23 protein-coding genes are annotated in these 19223 nt (G+C 42.3%); 13 read left to right on the forward strand and 10 right to left on the reverse strand.

All coding sequences use genetic code 11. The annotated features are described in order from the left end of the window. The first annotated feature begins 28 nt into the window (after positions 1 to 28). The 3 genes from AAEU28_RS20065 to AAEU28_RS20075 are packed head-to-tail and all read left to right on the forward strand — an operon-like array spanning position 29 to position 1865. Positions 29 to 640: a methylthioribulose 1-phosphate dehydratase gene (locus AAEU28_RS20065; protein ID WP_421965679.1), complete on the forward strand. Its 612-nt coding sequence runs from the start codon at positions 29 to 31 to the stop codon at positions 638 to 640. Next, positions 640 to 1326: an acireductone synthase gene (mtnC, locus tag AAEU28_RS20070; RefSeq protein WP_421965680.1), complete on the forward strand. Its 687-nt coding sequence runs from the start codon at positions 640 to 642 to the stop codon at positions 1324 to 1326. The genes AAEU28_RS20065 and mtnC overlap by 1 nt, the downstream gene beginning before the upstream one ends. Further along, positions 1323 to 1865 carry a 1,2-dihydroxy-3-keto-5-methylthiopentene dioxygenase gene (locus AAEU28_RS20075; RefSeq protein WP_421965681.1) on the forward strand — a complete coding sequence of 181 codons (543 nt, stop codon included), beginning with the start codon at positions 1323 to 1325 and terminating at the stop codon, positions 1863 to 1865. The genes mtnC and AAEU28_RS20075 overlap by 4 nt, the downstream gene beginning before the upstream one ends. An 89-nt stretch (positions 1866 to 1954) precedes the next feature. Here AAEU28_RS20075 and mtnA read toward each other — a convergent pair whose 3' ends face one another. After that, positions 1955 to 2977, reverse strand: a complete 1023-nt coding sequence (gene mtnA / locus AAEU28_RS20080; protein WP_421965682.1) for an S-methyl-5-thioribose-1-phosphate isomerase — start codon at positions 2975 to 2977, stop codon at positions 1955 to 1957. A 119-nt stretch (positions 2978 to 3096) separates the two neighbouring features. On the opposite strand from mtnA, the gene mtnK reads away from it, so the two are divergent. After that, positions 3097 to 4299: an S-methyl-5-thioribose kinase gene (mtnK, locus tag AAEU28_RS20085; RefSeq protein WP_421965683.1), complete on the forward strand. Its 1203-nt coding sequence runs from the start codon at positions 3097 to 3099 to the stop codon at positions 4297 to 4299. A gap of 89 nt (positions 4300 to 4388) precedes the next feature. Here mtnK and hemE read toward each other — a convergent pair whose 3' ends face one another. Further along, the gene (hemE, locus tag AAEU28_RS20090) at positions 4389 to 5453 is read right to left on the reverse strand and encodes a uroporphyrinogen decarboxylase (protein WP_058028479.1); all 1065 of its coding nucleotides are present in this window, start codon (positions 5451 to 5453) and stop codon (positions 4389 to 4391) included. Between the two features lie 460 nt (positions 5454 to 5913). Here hemE and rsd point away from each other — a divergent pair, with 460 nt between their 5' ends. Further along, positions 5914 to 6384 (forward strand): sigma D regulator, encoded by a 471-nt coding sequence (gene rsd / locus AAEU28_RS20095; protein ID WP_421965684.1) that lies wholly within the window; start codon positions 5914 to 5916, stop codon positions 6382 to 6384. A gap of 96 nt (positions 6385 to 6480) precedes the next feature. Here rsd and fkpA read toward each other — a convergent pair whose 3' ends face one another. Then, entirely contained in the window at positions 6481 to 7239 is a 759-nt protein-coding gene (gene fkpA, locus AAEU28_RS20100; protein WP_421965685.1) for an FKBP-type peptidyl-prolyl cis-trans isomerase, read from the reverse strand. A gap of 238 nt (positions 7240 to 7477) precedes the next feature. Between fkpA and AAEU28_RS20105 the strand changes: the two genes are divergently transcribed. Together AAEU28_RS20105 and AAEU28_RS20110 are read left to right on the forward strand one after the other, a co-directional pair. Next, entirely contained in the window at positions 7478 to 8467 is a 990-nt protein-coding gene (locus tag AAEU28_RS20105) for a WD40 repeat domain-containing protein (protein ID WP_421965686.1), read from the forward strand. Further along, entirely contained in the window at positions 8464 to 8676 is a 213-nt protein-coding gene (locus AAEU28_RS20110) for a SlyX family protein (RefSeq protein ID WP_421965687.1), read from the forward strand. Before AAEU28_RS20105 ends, AAEU28_RS20110 begins: the two co-directional genes overlap by 4 nt. A 39-nt stretch (positions 8677 to 8715) precedes the next feature. On the opposite strand, the gene AAEU28_RS20115 is transcribed toward AAEU28_RS20110, so the two are convergent. Then, positions 8716 to 8916 carry a YheV family putative zinc ribbon protein gene (locus tag AAEU28_RS20115; protein WP_058028474.1) on the reverse strand — a complete coding sequence of 67 codons (201 nt, stop codon included), beginning with the start codon at positions 8914 to 8916 and terminating at the stop codon, positions 8716 to 8718. 175 nt (positions 8917 to 9091) lie between these two features. Between AAEU28_RS20115 and AAEU28_RS20120 the strand changes: the two genes are divergently transcribed. From AAEU28_RS20120 to AAEU28_RS20140, 5 genes are all read left to right on the forward strand, one after another. After that, positions 9092 to 11008 (forward strand): ATP-binding cassette domain-containing protein, encoded by a 1917-nt coding sequence (locus tag AAEU28_RS20120; RefSeq protein WP_421965688.1) that lies wholly within the window; start codon positions 9092 to 9094, stop codon positions 11006 to 11008. Then, positions 11008 to 11454, forward strand: a complete 447-nt coding sequence (locus AAEU28_RS20125; RefSeq protein ID WP_421965689.1) for a TIGR02444 family protein — start codon at positions 11008 to 11010, stop codon at positions 11452 to 11454. The genes AAEU28_RS20120 and AAEU28_RS20125 overlap by 1 nt, the downstream gene beginning before the upstream one ends. A gap of 135 nt (positions 11455 to 11589) precedes the next feature. Then, the gene (locus AAEU28_RS20130) at positions 11590 to 11730 is read left to right on the forward strand and encodes a DUF3149 domain-containing protein (protein WP_083496476.1); all 141 of its coding nucleotides are present in this window, start codon (positions 11590 to 11592) and stop codon (positions 11728 to 11730) included. 418 nt (positions 11731 to 12148) lie between these two features. Continuing rightward, positions 12149 to 13126: a hydrolase gene (locus AAEU28_RS20135; RefSeq protein WP_421965700.1), complete on the forward strand. Its 978-nt coding sequence runs from the start codon at positions 12149 to 12151 to the stop codon at positions 13124 to 13126. Next, the gene (locus tag AAEU28_RS20140) at positions 13127 to 13390 is read left to right on the forward strand and encodes a YheU family protein (protein ID WP_421965690.1); all 264 of its coding nucleotides are present in this window, start codon (positions 13127 to 13129) and stop codon (positions 13388 to 13390) included. 36 nt (positions 13391 to 13426) lie between these two features. Here the strand turns inward: AAEU28_RS20140 and AAEU28_RS20145 are convergent, their stop codons facing one another. From AAEU28_RS20145 to AAEU28_RS20155, 3 genes are all read right to left on the reverse strand, one after another. After that, positions 13427 to 14158 carry a LytR/AlgR family response regulator transcription factor gene (locus tag AAEU28_RS20145; RefSeq protein WP_421965691.1) on the reverse strand — a complete coding sequence of 244 codons (732 nt, stop codon included), beginning with the start codon at positions 14156 to 14158 and terminating at the stop codon, positions 13427 to 13429. Beyond that, positions 14148 to 15212, reverse strand: coding sequence for a sensor histidine kinase (locus tag AAEU28_RS20150; protein WP_421965692.1), 1065 nt, complete (start codon positions 15210 to 15212; stop codon positions 14148 to 14150). The genes AAEU28_RS20145 and AAEU28_RS20150 overlap by 11 nt, the downstream gene beginning before the upstream one ends. 61 nt (positions 15213 to 15273) lie before the next feature. Then, the gene (locus tag AAEU28_RS20155; protein ID WP_421965693.1) at positions 15274 to 15924 is read right to left on the reverse strand and encodes a hypothetical protein; all 651 of its coding nucleotides are present in this window, start codon (positions 15922 to 15924) and stop codon (positions 15274 to 15276) included. Positions 15925 to 16109: 185 nt separating this feature from the next. On the opposite strand from AAEU28_RS20155, the gene AAEU28_RS20160 reads away from it, so the two are divergent. Then, positions 16110 to 17318, forward strand: coding sequence for a dipeptidase (locus tag AAEU28_RS20160; RefSeq protein ID WP_421965694.1), 1209 nt, complete (start codon positions 16110 to 16112; stop codon positions 17316 to 17318). 119 nt (positions 17319 to 17437) lie between these two features. On the opposite strand, the gene AAEU28_RS20165 is transcribed toward AAEU28_RS20160, so the two are convergent. The 3 genes from AAEU28_RS20165 to AAEU28_RS20175 form a co-directional block, all read right to left on the reverse strand. Beyond that, positions 17438 to 17938: a hypothetical protein gene (locus tag AAEU28_RS20165; protein WP_421965695.1), complete on the reverse strand. Its 501-nt coding sequence runs from the start codon at positions 17936 to 17938 to the stop codon at positions 17438 to 17440. A gap of 73 nt (positions 17939 to 18011) precedes the next feature. Continuing rightward, a complete protein-coding gene (locus tag AAEU28_RS20170) occupies positions 18012 to 18176 on the reverse strand; it encodes a hypothetical protein (RefSeq protein ID WP_421965696.1) in 165 nt (54 codons plus the stop codon). Positions 18177 to 18739: 563 nt separating this feature from the next. Then, the coding region (locus AAEU28_RS20175; protein ID WP_421965697.1) for an EF-Tu/IF-2/RF-3 family GTPase at positions 18740 to 19223 on the reverse strand (484 nt) is incomplete at its 5' end.

Below are 19223 nucleotides of genomic sequence, written 5' to 3' on the forward strand. Positions count from 1 at the left end.
TCTAAAATTATTTTTGAGATTCTTTATTATGCAGAATAATGCCGCAAAAAGCGCACTGATAGAAGCGGGTCGTTGGGTAAGTCAAAAAGGCTGGGTACCCGCGACAGGTGGAAACTTCTCAATTAAAACAGAAACGGGCTTTGTTGTGACTGCCAGTGGTTACGATAAAGGCCACTTAGCACCTGAGCATTTCTTAGAACTTAATCAACAAGGCGAAATCACCGCAGGTAGTGGTAAGCCTTCAGCTGAAACAGCACTGCATTTAAAGCTGTATCAACTTCAGCCTGATACTGAATGTGTACTACATACTCACTCAGTCGCCGCAACTGTGCTATCACGCTTTATTAAAGGTGACACCTTGTCTATACAAGGCTATGAGATGCAAAAATCGTTACGCGGCATTAGCAGCCATGAAGACGCATTAAAGATTGCCATTTTCGACAATGACCAAGACATCGACAGACTGGCGGAGCTTGTTGCACAGCGCCATCAATCTGAGCCTGTAGTCCATGGCGTGTTGATCCGCGGTCATGGTTTATATGCCATGGGTAACAGTGTGGCAGAAACCCGTCGCCATATTGAAGGGCTAGAATTTTTATTCGCCTGTGAATTAGAACGCATTAAATTGGAGTCAGCTTAATGATCAAAGCCATCATCACCGATATTGAAGGCACCATTACTCGTATCTCATTTGTGAAAGACATTCTGTTCCCGTATGCCGCTCAACACCTTGCGCAATTTGTCGAGCAAAACCAAGACAAACCAGAAGTCGCTGAGCAAATACAGGCGGTAAAAACCGAAATCGCACAGCCTGACGCGCCATTGAGTACAGTCATTGATGCACTACTTGGCTGGATAGCCGAAGATAAAAAAATCACGCCACTCAAACAACTACAAGGTTTGATATGGCAAACGGGTTACCAACAAGGTGACTTTACCGGCCACATTTATCCTGATGCACAAAAATTTCTTGCTGAGCAAAAAGCCGCTGGGCGCGAGTTGTATGTGTATTCTTCGGGTTCAGTAAAAGCACAGCATTTGTTATTTGAATACTCTGATTTTGGCGATATTCGTCAGTTATTCAGTAGCTATTACGACACTAAAGTCGGTGGTAAAAAAGAACAAGCATCTTATAAAAATATCTTGGCGCAGATCCCTTTTGCGGCCAATGAAGTGGTATTTTTAAGCGATGTGTTAGCAGAGTTAGACGCAGCCAAAGCCGCAGGTATGCATACCTTACAGCTGTGGCGCGATGACCAAGCCCGTAGCGAAACACACCCATTTATCGAAGATTTTACACAATTTAATGAAGCGTTATTTGTATGAGCAATTTAACTATCTACCGTCATGATGAGCCTGCGCAAGCAATCTTCCAAAGCGCAGACTTTAAAGCCATTCAAACCGAGCTAAACAAAGCTGGCGTGTTATTTGAGCAATGGCAAGCAAATGCCGAAATTGCAGCCGAAAGTACACAAGAAGATATTATTTCAGCCTACGCGGATGACATTGCCCGCGTACAACAAGATGGTGGCTACCAAACCGTCGACGTTATCTCGTTAGCCAAAGGCAACCCAAATGCCGCCGAATTAAGACAAAAGTTTTTATTCGAGCATACTCACAGCGAAGATGAAGTGCGCTTCTTTGTAAAAGGTCAGGGGCTATTTTGTTTGCATTTAAACGAGCGCGTTTATCAAGTGCTATGCCAGCAAGGTGATTTAATTTCTGTACCAGCAAACACTCAACATTGGTTTGATATGGGTAGCGACCCAGAGTTTACCGCCATTCGCTTTTTCAATAACGAAGCGGGTTGGGTTGCACAAAGTACTGACAGCGACATTGCCACGCAATTTCCTATTTTAGATTAAACTCTTCCTCTGAAATAAATAAAAAAAGAGCGCTGGTGTTGATCGCATCGCTCTCTTTTTTCACTTTATTACGCTGTTTTTATCGAAATTTATAAATTCTTCAACGCACCTGCTGCTACTTGGGCTTGATCATAGACGCCAGTATTGAGCACCCAACCTGTCACGAGCTTTGCAGGGGTCACATCAAATGCAGGGTTAAATACTTGCGCATTGTTTGGCGCCCACTGGCAATCTCCAAAGCTACCACTGACCCCTGTTACCTCTGCCGCTGCACGTTGCTCAATAGGGATATGCTGACCATCAGGGCAATCAACATCTAGGGTGGTTGTAGGCGCAACGACATAAAACTCAACACCATGGAAATGCGCTAATACCGCCAAGTTGTAAGTCCCCACTTTATTGGCAAAGTCACCGTTTGCAGCAATGCGATCGGCACCAACAAAGATTTTATCTACCTTGCCTGCCGCCATTAGGCTCGCTGCCATATTGTCACAAATTAAAGTGTATGGAATTTGCCAGCTTTCAAGCTCAAACGCGGTTAAACGTCCGCCTTGTAATAATGGTCTGGTTTCATCTACCCAGACATGAATATCACCATGCTGTTGATGCGCGTGATAGATCACCCCAAGCGCCGTACCCACACCAGCGGTGGCCAACGCACCGGTATTACAATGGGTTAAAATCTGCTCACCGGGTTTCACAAGTTCAGCGCCCAGTTTCGCCATTGCACCACATAGCGCAACATCTTCATTGAATAAACGCTCAGCCGCTGTGACTAACGCATCGGCAAACGCTGTTTGCTTGAGGGCTTCACGCATCTGTTTCATACAGTGCATTAAGTTAACAGCAGTCGGTCGGGTGGCTTCTAACTCATCGATCGCTTGGGCTAAATCAGCTTGGCTCATACCTTGCTCAGCAAGATGCGCCACCAACAAAGTTGCAGCTAAGCCAATTAAAGGTGCGCCGCGCACTTTTAGCGACAAAATTAATGCTTGCATCTCAGACACACTATTACACAGGTGCCAATGTTGCTCATGCGGCAGAAGGTACTGATCTAAAACATATAGTTTTCCATCTTGATATTTAAGGCTGCGCGCCAGCAAATTTTGCATGTAAGTCACTCCAAAATGATAACCGCTAAATTTTACATAAAGACACAAAGAAGTATAGACATCTAAACATTTAAAAATATAGAATGCCACAATTATGTTCCACACATTGATAAAAGAGTATGGCTGACTACATTGCTTTTGATAACGCTCAAGCCCTGAATTATATCGAGCAGCTTGGCGAGTTTTTTGAACCAAACGCACAACTCACTTGTAACGAGTTTGGCGACGGTAATTTAAATTTAGTGTTTCGTATTGCGGATCAAAATGGCAACAGCATTATTCTTAAACAAGCCTTACCCTTTGCCCGCTGTGTGGGTGAATCTTGGCCGTTAACGCTAGATAGAGCACGTATTGAAGCGTCAGTTTTAAAAAAGCATGGGTTAGTGTGCGAGCAACATACCGCCAAAGTACTGCACACCAACGATGACCTTGCAGTTACTGTGCTTGAAGACTTGGGCCATATGGCCATTTTGCGTGGTGAATTAAACCAAGCAAAAACGTTTAACCGTTTAGGTTCAGATGTCGCCACTTATCTAGCAACGACCAGCTTTTATTATTCAGATTTTTATTTAAAGCCAGCTGATAAGAAAACCTTGGTTCAAGAGTTCACAAACCCTGAACTATGTTCAATAACAGAAGACTTGTTCTTTGATGACCCATATCGAGTGTCTGAACGCAATAACTACCCGGTCGAACTAGAAACCGATGTGCAACGTTTACGACAAAGCCCTCAATTACTTCGCCAAGTTGCGCAATTGAAAAGCTTATTCTTCTCTGCACCACAAAGCTTATTACATGGTGATGTACATACAGGCAGCATTTTTGTCGATCAGAACAGTACCAAATTAATCGACCCAGAATTTGGCTTTTTCGGTCCAATTGGCTTCGACTTAGGCTCATTCATCGGTAATCTACTGCTCAACTACTGCGCGCAAAATGGTCGTATTGAAGAAACCCCTAAGCGTCGTCAAATGCAGTCTTATCTATTGACCCAAATACAACTGTGTTTAAATGATTTTGAAAGTATTTGGCTAACATTAACAGCACAACATACCCGTGATTTATGTCTACAAGCATCTGGTTATGCTCAACAGTTTGTAGAGCAAATCATTCAAGACGCGTTAGGTTACGCAGGCACTGAATTAATTCGCAGAACCATAGGTCTTGCGCATGTAGTAGATATTGATGGTATTGAAGATGAAAGCGCGCGTCTGCAAGTGAAAAAGCAAACCTTATTACTCGGTGAGCAATTAATTTTGCATGCTGAAGAATGTGAAAACAAAGAGTCGGCTTACCAGCTGATTGTGAGCTTAATCCAGTAGCAATTTACTCGTTCTAAACAAGTAAAAAGCCTTAACGATTAAGTTAAGGCTTTTTTAATACAAATTCTAAAAGCTTATGCCATTAGCTTTTACTTGTGGTATTGACCACTGAACTCATGTACTGAGTTGATGAATACACCTGCGTTCTCAGGATCTACGTCTGGTGTAATACCATGACCTAGGTTGAATACGTGACCAGAGCCTTCACCATAGCTTGCTAGAATGTTTTGTACTTCTTCACGAATACGCTCAGGTGTACCGTGTAGCATTGCTGGATCCATGTTGCCCTGAAGCGCAACCTTATCACCAACACGACGACGTGCATCACCAATATCAATCGTCCAGTCTAGGCCTACCGCATCACAGCCAGTTGCAGCAATGGCTTCAATCCATTGGCCGCCATTCTTAGTGAATAACGTCACTGGCACTTTACGACCATCGTTTTCACGAATTAGACCATCAACAATCTTGTGCATGTATTGCAGTGAGAACTCTTTATAATCACGCGGGCTTAATACACCACCCCAAGAGTCAAAGATCATAAGCGATTGTGCACCTGCTTTAACCTGTGCGTTTAGGTAATCAATTACTGAATCAGCGACTTTATCTAGCAATAGGTGAAGTGTTTTTGGCTCAGCAAAAGCCATTTTTTTGATTTTGCCAAAGGTTTTGCTCGAACCACCTTCAACCATGTAAGTAGCTAGCGTCCAAGGAGAACCTGAGAAACCAATTAGTGGCACTTCACCTTTCAGCTCACGACGTATGGTGCTTACTGCGTTCATTACATAGCCAAGCTCGTCAGTCGGGTCGATATTAGGGATCTTTTGAACATCTGCTAAAGAGCTGATTGGGCGTTCAAATTTAGGGCCTTCACCAGTTTCGAAGTACAGACCTAAACCCATTGCATCTGGAATAGTTAAGATGTCGCTGAACAGAATTGCCGCGTCTAACGGGTAACGACGAAGTGGTTGTAAAGTAACTTCACATGCCAATTCTGCGTTTTTACACAAACTCATAAAGTCACCAGCTTGCGCACGTGTTGCGCGATACTCTGGTAAATAACGTCCAGCCTGACGCATCATCCATACTGGCGTTACATCAACAGGTTGTTTCATTAACGCACGTAAATAACGATCGTTTTTCAATTCGCTCATAGCGTATCTCGATTCCAAAGCCTAAAAAATTGCGCAAATTGTATCACTAATTATGCTTAGGCTCTATCTAAACGCCCTAGCAAAGTGAATTGTCATGATCTAGATTAAATCACCAATGCTTCAACCACTTATGGAAAGACAAGTAAAAAAATTAAAAAACATCTTGTTAAACTATTTGCAACAACAAAAAAAGCTTGGTATAACTTGCTCCGCGTTAAAAAAATAACAACAAAACACCTTTAATAATAAAAATAATTTTAAATTTTAATAATAATAAAAACTGCTAAACCTATTGATAAACCACCTTCGGGTGGTTTTTTTATGCCCACAACCACAAAAATTCTTAACCTATTAATTTCAACAACTTACAAGCAAACCTGAACAAATAATGAAAAAAATGGTTGACCTTTGAGCTAGATTTTCTTTTTATAGAGGAAACAACACGCTAAAGGAGTTCGCTATGTTATCAAGATTTGAAGAAGCCCAACAGAAATGGGGTGGTAGTCACAGCGTTATCGATGCATGGTTAACTGAGCGTCAGGAATTGTTATTACAGTTTTGTAAATTGGCTGGTTTCGCACCATATGACAAAAAAGATCATGCACTACCTGACCAAGTGCAGATCCAAAGCTTTTGTCAGATCATGATGGATTATTTATCCGCTGGTCATTTTGAAGTGTACGACAACATAGTACAGGCCTGTAAAGAAAAAGGCCCAAAGAGCGTCGCCTTGGCTAATGCGCTTTATCCTCGCATCTCAGAAACCACTGATGTCGCACTTGATTTCAATGACAAGTATGCAGAAGTAACCCAAGATAATATGTTAGCCGATTTTGACACTGACTTATCTAAGCTGGGTGAGATTTTAGAATTACGCTTTGAACTAGAAGATGAGTTAATCGAAAACTTCTACGCGAATCATACTGATTAGAACTGAATTAAGATAAACTTTAGACACAAAAAAGGGTTCCAATGGAACCCTTTTCTATTTTAAGCCTTTCGGTTTGAAAGACCTCATTCATCATACTTACTCAGCTGCTGCCGCTTTTTTCTCTTGCTGGATCTCAAGTAACTCAACTTCAAATACTAGCGTTGAGTTTGCTGGGATCTTACCAAGGTCACGTTCACCGTAAGCAAGCTCTGAAGGAATCGTGAATTTAAACTTAGAACCTTCGTGCATTAGCTGAAGACCTTCAGTCCAGCCTTTGATTACTTGTTGTAGACCAAATGTCGCAGGCTCGTTACGTGAGTATGAGCTATCGAACTCAGTACCATCAATTAAAGTACCTTTGTAATGTACTTTTACTACATCTGTTGCAACTGGCTTTTTACCGTCACCTTGAGTGATCACTTCATATTGAAGGCCAGACTCAGTCACTGTTACACCTTCTTTCTTAGCGTTGTCAGCTAAGTATTGAATGCCTTTTTCTTTGCTTTCTTTTGCTAACGCTTCTGCTCTTTCAGCTTGCTTAGCTCGAACCGTCGTATCAAGTGCAGTTAATACTTCACGAATTTTCGCTTCATCTAATTTTGCTTCACCCGCTAATGCATCTTTAAAACCACGCATTAGAAGTTCTTGATCCAGCTCTACACCGATCTCTTTTTTATCAGCAAGGTCTTTTTGTAAGAAATTACCAACAGACGCACCAATACCATAAGCTTGTTGTTGTAGTTCTGTTTCTAGTTTTACTTCTACTGGTTTTTGTTCAGCTTCTGCTTTTTGATTACACGCTGTTAGCGCCAATACCGACGCTGCAATTAAAGACAGTTTAATCGTCTGTTTCATTCTATTTCTCCGGCTCACTTATTGTGGCCTTGTCTATTTTACTTGAAAGGTTAAATTTATGTATCCACATTATCATTCATATGCTTCGATGCCAATCCTCATGCGGCTATCGTCATCCAAGCTTCACAACGCGACTTTCCGGCTTTGATGCGCTACTATCAATAAAAAGCGCCATTATATGGACATGAGCGCAAGTGTACCCTTTGTGAAACAGAGCGTTAAGGGAAAAAACTAAACTATGCAAAGTATTCGACTCTTTCTTACTACTATACTCTGTACCTTGCTGTTAGCGTGTACTCCTTCAGCAAAACAAGCGTCACATACCGTAGAGCATGCTGTGCGAGGCTCATTTGCAGCCGCTATCTCTGCAGACGGTCGATACTCTTTGATTTCGTCGGTCGAGCATGGCGTTAGCCTATGGGACAATCAAAGTCATGGCTTAAAATACCAATGGCAGCACTCAGCAGATCCCGAAAACCTAGTACATTCGCTCGCTATCGCCTATGACAACAGCTTTGCTGTAACTGCCGCCAACGATACATTTGCCGTTTGGAATATTCAAACCGGTAAAAACCAAGGCTATTATCAAATAAAAACAGCCACGATCCGCGATATCGCAATTAGCAATCAAGGCCGCTATGTAATGTATGGTCGCAGTGATAATGTCATCGTCCATCTCGACTTAGTCAACGGTAGACGCTTAGAGTTCCTCGGTCATCAAGAAAAAATCAATAGCATTGCGCTATCACCTAACGGCCATTTCGCGTTAAGTGGCGGTAATGATTACACCGCCTATTTTTGGGACACTAAAACTGGGCAAGTACTCCACCGATTTAATCATCCCAGTCGCGTCACCAAAGTGGCCCTCGATGCCAGTGGTCAATATGCCTTTACCGCCGACAGTTTAAAAAAAGCCAGTGTCTGGCAACTCACTTCAGGTGATCTCGTATCACAATTACAGTATATTGCTCGCCAGAAAATCTTTAGCGCCGTTCGCTTCAATGAAAGTGCAACGCTCATTGCCACAGGTTCACCGAATCGCGAATTATCGCTTTGGCGGGTGAATGACGGCCAGCAACTAGATACCTTTTTAGTGAAGCCAAGAGAAGGAAGCCGCCCAAAATCAGCGGTGGTATTTGATGTTGCTTTTACTGATAACGAGCGCAGTTTAACCACAGAGAGCTCTAGTGGTTTACTAGAAATATTTACCGATTTGGATACACAATGACAGAATTAGAAAACCGCGTGATGGAGTTAGAAGCAAAAGTTGCTTTTCAGGACGATACCATCGAAACACTTAACGATGAGCTTCGCACCCATCAAAAGCATTTAGCAAAAATGCAGCGACAATTAGAATTATTAGCACAAAAAATTAAAGAAGGGGGTGACAGTGGGTTAATGCCTCAGCATCAAGAGCCACCACCGCCGCATTACTAACCGAGTACCAGGTTAATAATAAATACGTTTAAGCCAGCGTTACTCTGGCTTAAATACACCAATTACTTGCTCAAATTGGCGTGTTGATGCTTGTACCGCATCTTTTGGTTGCGTCATCTTATGACCACACTCAACACATTCCACTTTTTCTACATCATGCTCTTTGTATAGCATCATGACATCTTGCTTATTACACTCAGGACATACTGCCCCAGCAATAAAGCGTTTCTTCTGTTTCATCTTCGTCTCGACCCGCGATTAAGTTATGCCCTATTCTATCTCAATACCCGATTTATACGAAACACGTTCACTCTGTTTACAGAAATAATACCGACCTTCAAATAGAAGATAGAGTTGAGCCCCACAAAGCACTTCATGCTATGATAGCCGCATTATTTATTGTTGCTGTAACACTATGATCCAACTGTCAGATATCGAGCTACTTCGCGGTGGCAAAACCCTACTTAAAAACGCCAGTGCAACACTTTTTCCAGAGCACAAAGTCGGCCTAGTCGGCGCCAACGGCTGTGGTAAATCCTCTTTGTTTGCATTGTTAAAAGGCGAACTACAGTTAGATTCGGGTGAGTTTCAATTCCCAAAAGATTGGTCTATTGCCTCGGTAAAACAAGAAACCCCGGCGCTTGAGATCAGTGCCCTTGACTATGTACTGCAAGGTCATCCTGAATATTACGCCTGCCGCATTGCACTGCGTGATGCAGAAGCGAGCGATGACGGTGCAAAACAAGCGCAAATACACCAACAGATTGAACACCTAAAAGGCTACAGCATTGAGGCCAAAGCCGGTGAACTTTTACACGGTCTAGGGTTCAGCAACGAACAAATCGATAACCCAGTCAGTGCTTTTTCGGGTGGTTGGCGTATGCGCTTAAACCTTGCTCAAGCACTTATTCGCGATGCAGATTTACTACTACTCGATGAGCCTACCAACCACTTAGATTTAGATGCAGTTTACTGGTTAGAACGCTTTTTACGTGCGTACACCGGCACACTGGTGCTGATCTCTCACGACCGTGAGTTTTTAGATGCGGTGGTGGACCAAATTTGGCACATTGATCGCAACCTTATTAATGTTTACAAAGGCCATTACTCTCAGTTCGAGCGTCAAAAAGCAGAACGCATGGCGCAGCAACAAGCCTTGTTCGACAAACAACAAGAGCAAATTGCTCACTTAGAAAAGTTCATCACTCGCTTTAAAGCCAAAGCCAGTAAAGCAAAACAAGCACAGAGCCGTGTTAAAGCCCTAGAGCGTATGGAAAAGCTTGCCCCGGCACATGCTGATTCACCATTCGATTTTGAATTTGCCGAGCCAAGTGCACTACCCAACCCATTGATGACGCTAGATAACGCGCAAGCAGGCTATGGCGACATCACTATCTTGCATCAGATAAAACTTAATCTAGTACCTGGCAGCCGCATTGCGCTTCTTGGTCGCAATGGTGCGGGTAAATCAACCCTGATCAAATTACTTGCAGGCGAATTGCAGCCACAATCTGGCGAAGTCTTTCAGCATCAGGGATTGAAAATAGGTTACTTCGCGCAACATCAGCTTGAATCATTAGATTTACAAGCGAGCGCTGTGACACATTTACAACGTCTTGCACCCGATGCACCGGAGCAGTCTCTACGTGACTTCTTAGGTGGCTTTGCCTTTAACGGTGACCGCGCTTTAGAACCAGTTGCCCCGTTTTCTGGCGGCGAAAAAGCCCGTTTAGTTCTAGCTATGTTGGTATTCCAAAAGCCAAACTTACTATTACTGGATGAGCCAACCAACCACTTAGATCTAGAAATGCGTCATGCCCTCGTTATGGCACTACAGGGCTTTGAAGGCGCGATGGTGACGGTATCGCACGATAGACACATGCTAAAAAATACCGCCGATGAATTTTATCTGGTAGATAACGGCAGCGTATCGCAATTTGGCTATGATTTAGATGAGTACTATCAATGGTTACTGAATGCCAATAAAGCCGACAGCAAAAAAGAGCAAGTCGAAGTTAAAGCGCATTCAAGCAGTAACCGTAAAGAAGTGAAACGCCTTGAAGCCGAGTTCAGAAAGTCAGTTCAACCTTTGAAGAAAGAAATCGATAAGCTTGAAAAGCAACTAGACAAGTTTTCAGAGCAGTTATCTGACGTTGAAAACCAGCTTGGCGACAACAATTTGTACAGTGATGAAAACAAAGCGAAGCTTACCGAGCTGCTTGGCAAACAAGCTGAATTAACACCAAAAGTGAACCAAATAGAAGAAGACTTATTAATGGCGCTTGAAGAGATGGAAGAGAAGCAAGCTGCATTTGAGGCAAGCCTCGCCTAATGTCTAGACTCACGCCCGATACATTTTGGCAATTTGCATGCGATATATATAGTAAAAATGGCGTGCAACCTTTGCTGCTCGAGCTACAAGACGAGCAGCAAAAAAACGTGAACCTATGTTTATTATTGATATTCCTCGACAGCCTAAAGCTACAACTAACACCGACTCAGTTTTCAGCGCTCGACAATGCCGCTGCGCTCAGTGATGCCCAGTTACTAAACCCACACCGCTTAACCCGAAAAAACCTAAAAAAACACCATTCGCAGCGAACTGAGTATGCGGTTATTCGAAAGCAATTACTCGAAAATGAGTTAGCCCTTGAGAAATTACAGCAAAGTTTATTATTAGACGTATTACCGAGTTCAATCAGCGTTAACAGCTGCGCTGACAACCTCGCTCTTTATTTATCTGAACAAGATAAAAACCGCCTTTTTCAGTGCCTTTAGCGGCAAAAAAGCATGATCAAGATCAAGCTCTGAACCTAAGCCTAGCTGACCAGAAAACAAACTTGATCTCGATCATATCAAGCCCTTCATCCCTCACCTATGATTACTTCATCGAGTGATTAGGAGGCCAAGGCCATGAACGTATTCTTTAGAGATTTTTTTAGCGACCCAGTGTTGTTTCTTTCATTTGGTATCTTGGGCACAGTGATTGTGCTATGCGCTTACTACGTTTATTACTTCATGAAGAAGATTAACGAGTCAGAAGCTCCTGAATAAATAGTTTTTATACTAATCCTCTTAATTAAGTGATTTATTTTGAGGCAAGGAAAGCTTGTCGAGAACAAGGCGAATATTTTGCTATTTAGTTATTCTAAATGATAAATGTTCAACGCAGTTAGCGGCAGCTTTAGTCCCTCAAAATGATTAAGTATTATTGAGGATTAGTATTAGTGGTCTTGCCTTTGACCCACTTTAAATAAAGGCATTTGTTCCCCGATAGAGACGAATTAAGCACGACGCACAAAGCACCTTACTAACCTAGTTAGTCGGGTGCTTTTTATTTTTGAAGCAGAAAGATTGTGTACAATATTTGGCACTTTCTCACCCATTCTCTGCTTTATCTCGACAGTTCTACTTATTTAACCCATCACGACTCTTTGCTACACTGCCTGCGAGTATGCAAATAAGAAGAATTATGAGTTATCAGTTTGAAAGTGCTTGGTGGATGTCGAATCGCCATGCACAAACTATCTTGCCCCGTTTTTTTAGACCTTTTCAGCGCGTTGATGTGGAATATGAAGAACTGACTACACCCGACGGTGATTTTTTAGAGTTAGCCTGGAGTCGCACAGGCAAAAAAGACTCACCTCTTGCCATTGTGCTACATGGTCTAGAAGGCAACCTAGATAGTTTTTATGCCAAAGGCATGCTAAAAGCCCTCACTCAGCAAGGCTTTGATACTGTGCTCATGCACTTTAGAAACTGCTCACGTTTACCTAATCGTTTGCCGCGCGCTTATCACAGCGGAGAAACCGGTGACTTACAGTTTTTAATTCAAACATTAAAAGCACGTTTAAACCCAAGCTCTTTATTTGCCGTTGGCTTTTCACTCGGTGGTAATGTACTTGCCAAATATTTAGGTGAACAAGGTAAGCAAAGTAACCTCAGCGGTGCTGCGGTTGTTTCTGCGCCCCATCATCTTTCTTCTTCGTGTCAGGTGATCAGAAAAAGCTGTTTTGGTTTATATCAAAAATACTTGTTAGACCGTTTAAAAAAGTCATCTGCCAGAAAATACCCACAGATCGGTGAAGCGATAAAGTTAAACAAGCAAGAATTAGCCGATATTAACGACTTGTGGCAGTTTGATAATCAATTAACAGCGCCACTACATGGCTTTGAGGGTGCTGAAGATTATTATGCACAAGCAAGTGCTCAGCCTTTCTTAAAGCATATTGCGACACCCACTTTGCTGATCCATGCCGAAGATGATCCTATGCTGTCTTTCGAGGCTGTGCCTAAAGCCGAGCAGGTCAGCGACCAAGTCACTTTGGCGGTGTCTAAAAAAGGCGGCCATGTCGGCTTTATTGGTGGTAAGAATCCGTTCAAACCTGAATTTTGGCTTGAAAAAGCCGTTCCCCATTATTTTCAATCGCTCCTTAAAGGTCAGAAGTAGATGCTCATTCCATATCAGCAACTTGATCCAAATACGCTTAATAATCTCATTGAACATTATGTACATCGCGAAGGCACCGACTATGGTGATGCTGAAGTAAACACTGAAACAAAAGTGAAGCAAGTGAAAGCTCAGCTCAAATCAGGTGAAGCCCTAATTGTGTTCTCTGAACTCCATGAGTCGGTCAATATCGTCTCAAAAGCCCAATTCAACGCCATGCAGAGTGAAGAATATACCGAAGGCTATGACACTGATTACGCGTAATCAGTGTCAATCTAAGCTAACGCAATAAAACACTTATTAAAACGCTGCAAAGCTCATTTGTTTTTTCAACGCAGAAGCTTGGCGGCGAGATATATCGACTTCTGAGCCATTACTCAGGGTCGCAGTTAACCCATAGTTGATACTCTCCTCTAGATGCACCACCGCATCCAAACGAATTATTTCGCTGCGACTTGCGCGCAAATACACACCAGGGTCAAGTTTTGCTTCTATTTTACTCAGCGAACTATGAATGTAAGACTTGCCAAATTCGGTGTAAATTGCCGCATGATTACCGACACTTTCAAAACGTAATATGTCTCTCAACAAGATGATTTTCATTTTGTCAGCAAATTTCACCATTAATTTAAAATCATCTTCAAGCTGTGTGCTTTCGGTTTCTGATAGCAGACTTGTGAGCTTTTCAATGGCTTTTTCTAACCGCGCTGGGGCTGCGGGTTTTAGAAGATAGTCTACTGCATTGAGCGAAAAGGCATCCACGGCAAACTCGTTATAAGCTGTACAGAAAACGATAGGAATTTCACCTTTTAATTGCTCAGCGAGCTCAAGCCCTGTCCCACCCGGCATTTCAATATCTAAAAATATTGCGTCTGGCTCCAAATCATCGACCAAGGCTTTCCCCTCGATAATATTTTGCGCTTCACCCAGCACTTCTATTTGCTTATGCTTTTTTAATAAACGCTGTAACTCTGCACGCGCCAAAGGCTCATCGTCAATGATGAGCACTTTAATTGTTGCTTTAGGCTGCATGGGGCACCTCCATAACGGCTTTAAATTCCTGACGCTCTTGTGAAATCAATAGTTGTGCCTGTTGCCCAAACATAAGCTCTAATCGCGATTGAATATTTGCCAGCCCTAACTGGGTACCACTTTTAACTCTGCTTTCATCAAAAGGATTAATGACTTGTACCAGCACTTTACCTTCACGCTCTGATACATGGATCTGTAGTTCCCCTCCGTTAGGAAGATGTGCAATACCATGCTTTACCGCATTTTCAACGAGCGTAAGTAGAGACATGCTGGGCAAAGTTGCTTTAAGTAGATTCTGTGGACAATCAAAGTGTACTTTGAGCCGCTCACCAAATCTCACTTGCTCAATAGCTAGGTAGTTTTCACAAATTTGCCATTCATCCTCAACGCTGACATGTGTCCGTAAGTCTGTTGTTAGGTTATACCTAAACAATTCAGAAAGCTGCGTGACGATCTCTGCGGCTTTATCTTGGTCTTGGTAGATCATACCGCGAATAGTATTCAGCGAATTAAATAGAAAATGTGGATTTATCTGATTTTGTAAGCTGGCGAGTTGCTGCTCTTTTAACTGCGTTTTTAACATACGCTTTTCTCTTCTAGCAATCACGGCCAAATAACAGCCAGACCAAAGCCAATACATTGAACATTTGATAAAGATGGCGACCCACTCGATGCTCTTGTTTTCGTGAAAGTCAATTTTGCTACCCTGCACTTGCATAGAAACTTCTTCACCAGCCAAACCTGTCGGGGTGAAAGGCTGAACCACATATAAGTAAGAGAGGTGATAAAGCGATGCGGCCACCAAGCTCATTATCAATAAAAGTGATATTGTCGGTCTTTTCAAGCCGCGTTTACGAGCAAACCATCGACTGCCATTTCTGATAACAAAATGGCTAAACAAGATAAAAAAGCCTGAAGTAAGCAGCGCCCTGATAAAAAGGGAGCTTATCTGCTGACTCGTCAATTCACTAAAACCTATGGTCGCCAAAATACTGCTATTTAATGCCAAAATTACAACGAAAACAGCTAACTGGCACAGCCAATACTTCTTCATGGGTACAATACTCCTTGTTTCGATGCGATGAATTGTACCCATACGCGTTTTCATTACCAACTTAGAACTTTGAAAAAATTGAAATAAACAGTGAATCATTGTCACCGACACTGCTAAACCCCATACCTACTGAGTAAGCATCTTTCTTGGTTGATTCTACAGCGATGCGATACCCTAATTCGTTCTGATCGCCATTTCTATGAATTGTTGCGGCATTGAGCACCAAACTCTTTTTAAAGTTGTAACGAGCGCCTAAACGCGTAACGTCATAGCTGCGAGTAAAGCTTTGTGGTTGACCTGACACTTCTTGTTGTAACATCGCTGACTCTAAATAAACGTGCAACTTGTCAGAGTGAGCGAAATTCAAACCCAGAGTGATATCAGCCTGAGCAAGCTGAGCATCCTCATCACTGCGGTTTATTTGATAATGCATGCGGCCATAAAGATTTAAACGCTCATCATGTGCTGTTAGCAGGTTACCAAAGTTAGTCTGATAGCTTATGCCTAGGCCACTGCCTTCAAAAACATTATCAATTTCATTACTTTGCATACTGATATTGAAACCCTCCTTAAGCTCAAGTTTGGCCGCAGTTTCTACCTTTTCTGCTTGTAGTGTTTGAGTGTTTTCTGTTGCAATGGCTGCACTTGATACTGAACCTAAAATAGCTGCAATTAAAGTACGGCGGATTGTTTTAGCATTGAATTTAGACATGTTGTTTTCCTTAAATTTTAATTTGTTTAGGCTGTGTGCCTCTGTTGGGTATAACTATATGGAAAACACCCCATGGCAATTTGCGAAATGTGATAAGTGGTCAGAAAAGAGGATAAGCGGAGAATATACAGGACGAAGAAATTGTTGTTACAATCAAAGCACTTAAAACAATAAAAGACTGAGCCATGAAAGCAACTTTTACTCTTGCCGCACTCGCGTTAGCGGTTGCCAGTGCACACTTATCAGCAGCAGAAAAACAATACACCGCATCAGAGCGTGCCGAGCGTATTGCCAAACAAAGCATTCTAATCGATACCCACATTGATGTGCCTTACCGTATCGCCGACAAATGGGATGATGTCAGTAAGGCAACTGAAGGCGGTGACTTCGATTATCCTCGTGCGAAAAAAGGTGGTTTGAACGTACCATTTATGTCGATTTATATTCCTGCCAGCTTAGAGTTTGAAGGTAAGGGTAAAAGCTACCAATTAGCGAACCAATTAATTGATGGCATGGAGGCGCTGGTGTTCCGTGCACCAGACAAATTTGCCATCGCTTACTCATATAAAGATGCCTATACCCATTTTAAACTGGGTAAAATGTCGATTGCCATGGGTATGGAAAACGGCTCGCCGATGGAAGGCGACATGAAGAACCTAAAGCACTTCTATGACCGCGGTGTACGCTATATCACTTTGGCACATTCGCAGAGTAACCACATCTCAGATTCATCGTATGACGTGCGTAGAAAGTGGAAAGGCTTAAGCCCATTCGGTAAAGAGCTGGTAAAAGAGATGAATAATATCGGCATGCTGATCGATGTATCACACATTTCTGATGATGCGTTTTATCAGGTTATGGAGCTATCAAAAGTGCCTGTCATTGCATCACACTCTTCATTACGTAAATACACGCCAGGCTTTGAGCGTAATATGGATGACGACATGTTGTTAGCCCTGAAGAAAAATGGCGGCGTTATCCAGATTAACTTTGGTTCAAGCTTTGTGACTAGTGCATCGCGTGGTTGGTACGACAAACGTAACGCGGCTAAAAAAGAAGCCGAAGACAGTGGTAAAGCAACCACTGATTTCGCAGCAGCTTACCGTGCTAAAAACCCATTCCCGTTTGCAACATTAGAGCAAGTACTTGATCACATTGACCATGTAGTCAAACTTATCGGTATTGATTATGTTGGTATTGGCTCTGACTACGATGGCGTAGGTGACTCTCTACCTATCGGCTTAAAAGACGTATCAACTTATCCTAATCTAGTGCAAGGGTTATTAGACCGCGGCTATAACGAAGCGCAAATTAAGAAAATCTTAGGTGGCAACACCATGCGCGTATGGCGTCAAGCTGAAGAATACGCAGAGAAAGTCAGCGCGAAAGATTAGTGACAGAGCGCATAGAGAAATGAGCTTATTTAAAGCTCTTTATAGTACTTATTCAAAAGCAAAACCGAACTTCTGAAGTTCGGTTTCTTTTAACAACTGCTCCTAGCTTTACCTGAGGTTTACCTTACCTTAACCCACTTATTCGATGCTAAAAGCCCAAGTCCAAACGCTAATCCATTCATATGATCAACAGCGCTGTTTAAACTCATAGATAAGAGCCCAGCGATAAGGTAAAGAAGTAAACACGCAATACCAACTATTTGAAGAGGTCGCGTATTTTTCAAAAATAGCACCACACCGTTATTTTCTTTACTGCCTATTAGGCCCCAATACACAAGCAATAAACTAGATAACACATATGGTAAGTACCAGTTGTGCTCTAAACTGTTCTGAATAGCGAAAATGATCGACCCAATTAAAGACACCGCTAAAATACTAAAAATAGTCAACCATAAAATATTCTCCTCTTTCTCAGGGCCGCTCACCAAGAATAAGATTGCAATAGAGGAAAACAGTGTCGCTGTAATCAAGTCTTGTTTTAAGAAAGCAGATCCAAGCAACGCAAAAAGGAGGGTAAAAAATATTATTTTGAACTTATTGTTCATGGATAATTTAGTCACTATATAGAAAACCCTAAACTTCCATTTAGGGTTAAAGTAATTGAAACATAGAGGTATAAAAAGGCTGAATTAATTAATCTATGCCATATGGATCAATACATTCAAAGTCCCATTCATCGCCTATCGGCATAGGAATACATACCTTGCTTTGAGGTTCAATTACAGGTTCTTTTGGCAGTTCATTAACAGGAGCTGTACTTAAAAACAGTGCTGCAAAGAAGTTATAGATTGCTGTCATTTTAATTTTCCTTTTAATCAAATATCAATTTGCTAACAAATCGTTAGCAAATTCTATGTTTGCATAATCGGTTCAAGAAAACAACAGTACCTAAGTTAATACATAAAATGTACAAAGGTTTAATGACAAGCACGCAGTGCTTCATTCCTTTTGCGCAAGAGTAGTGCAAAAGTTTAATGACAGAGTGCGCAGCACTCTCATTCCTTTTCCGTAAGGGCGATGACTGACCGAAACGAAGCTTCGCAGCAGGAAGAGGTGAGCGCATGGATGCGCGATGGAACCCAGCTTCATGGATGAATTACAACTTAGAACTAGCCTGAAGTAAGTTTCACCGCTACTCAAGCTTCTAAATCTTATAGCCTAAAAACAAAAAACCCGAGCCTAAGCTCGGGTTTTTTTAATGCTTTGTGGCATTAACTAAAGTCGATATTACTCAACGATAGTTGCTACAACACCAGCACCTATCAGGTAAAGTGCGCCACCTTCATAGGCTGCACTATATTTCAAGCATTAAAAAAGGCCACCGAAGTGACCTTTTTCACAGTGTTACTGCAATCTGTAGATTATTCTACGATTGTAGCTACAACACCAGCACCAACTGTACGGCCACCTTCACGGATCGCGAAACGTAGACCTTCGTCCATCGCGATTGGAACGATTAGCTCAACAGTCATCTTGATGTTGTCACCAGGCATTACCATTTCTACGCCTTCTGGTAACTCTACGTTACCTGTTACGTCAGTTGTACGGAAGTAGAACTGTGGACGGTAACCTTTGAAGAATGGAGTATGACGGCCACCTTCATCTTTAGATAGTACGTATACTTCTGAAGTGAACTTCGTGTGTGGGTTGATTGAACCAGGCTTACATAGAACCTGACCACGCTCAACTTCGTCACGCTTAGTACCACGTAGAAGTGCACCGATGTTCTCACCAGCACGACCTTCGTCTAGAAGCTTACGGAACATTTCAACACCCGTACAAGTTGTCTTCGTAGTTTCTTTGATACCTACGATTTCAACTTCGTCGTTCACGTTGATGATACCA

This window comes from Pseudoalteromonas sp. SS15 (assembly GCF_049257195.1).
Taxonomy (GTDB): domain Bacteria; phylum Pseudomonadota; class Gammaproteobacteria; order Enterobacterales; family Alteromonadaceae; genus Pseudoalteromonas.

What these genes read in the sequence shown, in the direction of transcription:
- AAEU28_RS20065 (WP_421965679.1), top strand. Translation starts at nt 29, where the DNA reads ATGCAGAATAATGCCGCAAAAAGCGCACTGATAGAAGCGGGTCGTTGG.
- mtnC (WP_421965680.1), top strand. Translation starts at nt 640, where the DNA reads ATGATCAAAGCCATCATCACCGATATTGAAGGCACCATTACTCGTATC.
- AAEU28_RS20075 (WP_421965681.1), top strand. Translation starts at nt 1,323, where the DNA reads ATGAGCAATTTAACTATCTACCGTCATGATGAGCCTGCGCAAGCAATC.
- mtnA (WP_421965682.1), bottom strand. Translation starts at nt 2,977, where the DNA reads ATGCAAAATTTGCTGGCGCGCAGCCTTAAATATCAAGATGGAAAACTA.
- mtnK (WP_421965683.1), top strand. Translation starts at nt 3,097, where the DNA reads ATGGCTGACTACATTGCTTTTGATAACGCTCAAGCCCTGAATTATATC.
- hemE (WP_058028479.1), bottom strand. Translation starts at nt 5,453, where the DNA reads ATGAGCGAATTGAAAAACGATCGTTATTTACGTGCGTTAATGAAACAA.
- rsd (WP_421965684.1), top strand. Translation starts at nt 5,914, where the DNA reads ATGTTATCAAGATTTGAAGAAGCCCAACAGAAATGGGGTGGTAGTCAC.
- fkpA (WP_421965685.1), bottom strand. Translation starts at nt 7,239, where the DNA reads ATGAAACAGACGATTAAACTGTCTTTAATTGCAGCGTCGGTATTGGCG.
- AAEU28_RS20105 (WP_421965686.1), top strand. Translation starts at nt 7,478, where the DNA reads ATGCAAAGTATTCGACTCTTTCTTACTACTATACTCTGTACCTTGCTG.
- AAEU28_RS20110 (WP_421965687.1), top strand. Translation starts at nt 8,464, where the DNA reads ATGACAGAATTAGAAAACCGCGTGATGGAGTTAGAAGCAAAAGTTGCT.
- AAEU28_RS20115 (WP_058028474.1), bottom strand. Translation starts at nt 8,916, where the DNA reads ATGAAACAGAAGAAACGCTTTATTGCTGGGGCAGTATGTCCTGAGTGT.
- AAEU28_RS20120 (WP_421965688.1), top strand. Translation starts at nt 9,092, where the DNA reads ATGATCCAACTGTCAGATATCGAGCTACTTCGCGGTGGCAAAACCCTA.
- AAEU28_RS20125 (WP_421965689.1), top strand. Translation starts at nt 11,008, where the DNA reads ATGTCTAGACTCACGCCCGATACATTTTGGCAATTTGCATGCGATATA.
- AAEU28_RS20130 (WP_083496476.1), top strand. Translation starts at nt 11,590, where the DNA reads ATGAACGTATTCTTTAGAGATTTTTTTAGCGACCCAGTGTTGTTTCTT.
- AAEU28_RS20135 (WP_421965700.1), top strand. Translation starts at nt 12,149, where the DNA reads ATGAGTTATCAGTTTGAAAGTGCTTGGTGGATGTCGAATCGCCATGCA.
- AAEU28_RS20140 (WP_421965690.1), top strand. Translation starts at nt 13,127, where the DNA reads ATGCTCATTCCATATCAGCAACTTGATCCAAATACGCTTAATAATCTC.
- AAEU28_RS20145 (WP_421965691.1), bottom strand. Translation starts at nt 14,158, where the DNA reads ATGCAGCCTAAAGCAACAATTAAAGTGCTCATCATTGACGATGAGCCT.
- AAEU28_RS20150 (WP_421965692.1), bottom strand. Translation starts at nt 15,212, where the DNA reads ATGAAGAAGTATTGGCTGTGCCAGTTAGCTGTTTTCGTTGTAATTTTG.
- AAEU28_RS20155 (WP_421965693.1), bottom strand. Translation starts at nt 15,924, where the DNA reads ATGTCTAAATTCAATGCTAAAACAATCCGCCGTACTTTAATTGCAGCT.
- AAEU28_RS20160 (WP_421965694.1), top strand. Translation starts at nt 16,110, where the DNA reads ATGAAAGCAACTTTTACTCTTGCCGCACTCGCGTTAGCGGTTGCCAGT.
- AAEU28_RS20170 (WP_421965696.1), bottom strand. Translation starts at nt 18,176, where the DNA reads ATGACAGCAATCTATAACTTCTTTGCAGCACTGTTTTTAAGTACAGCT.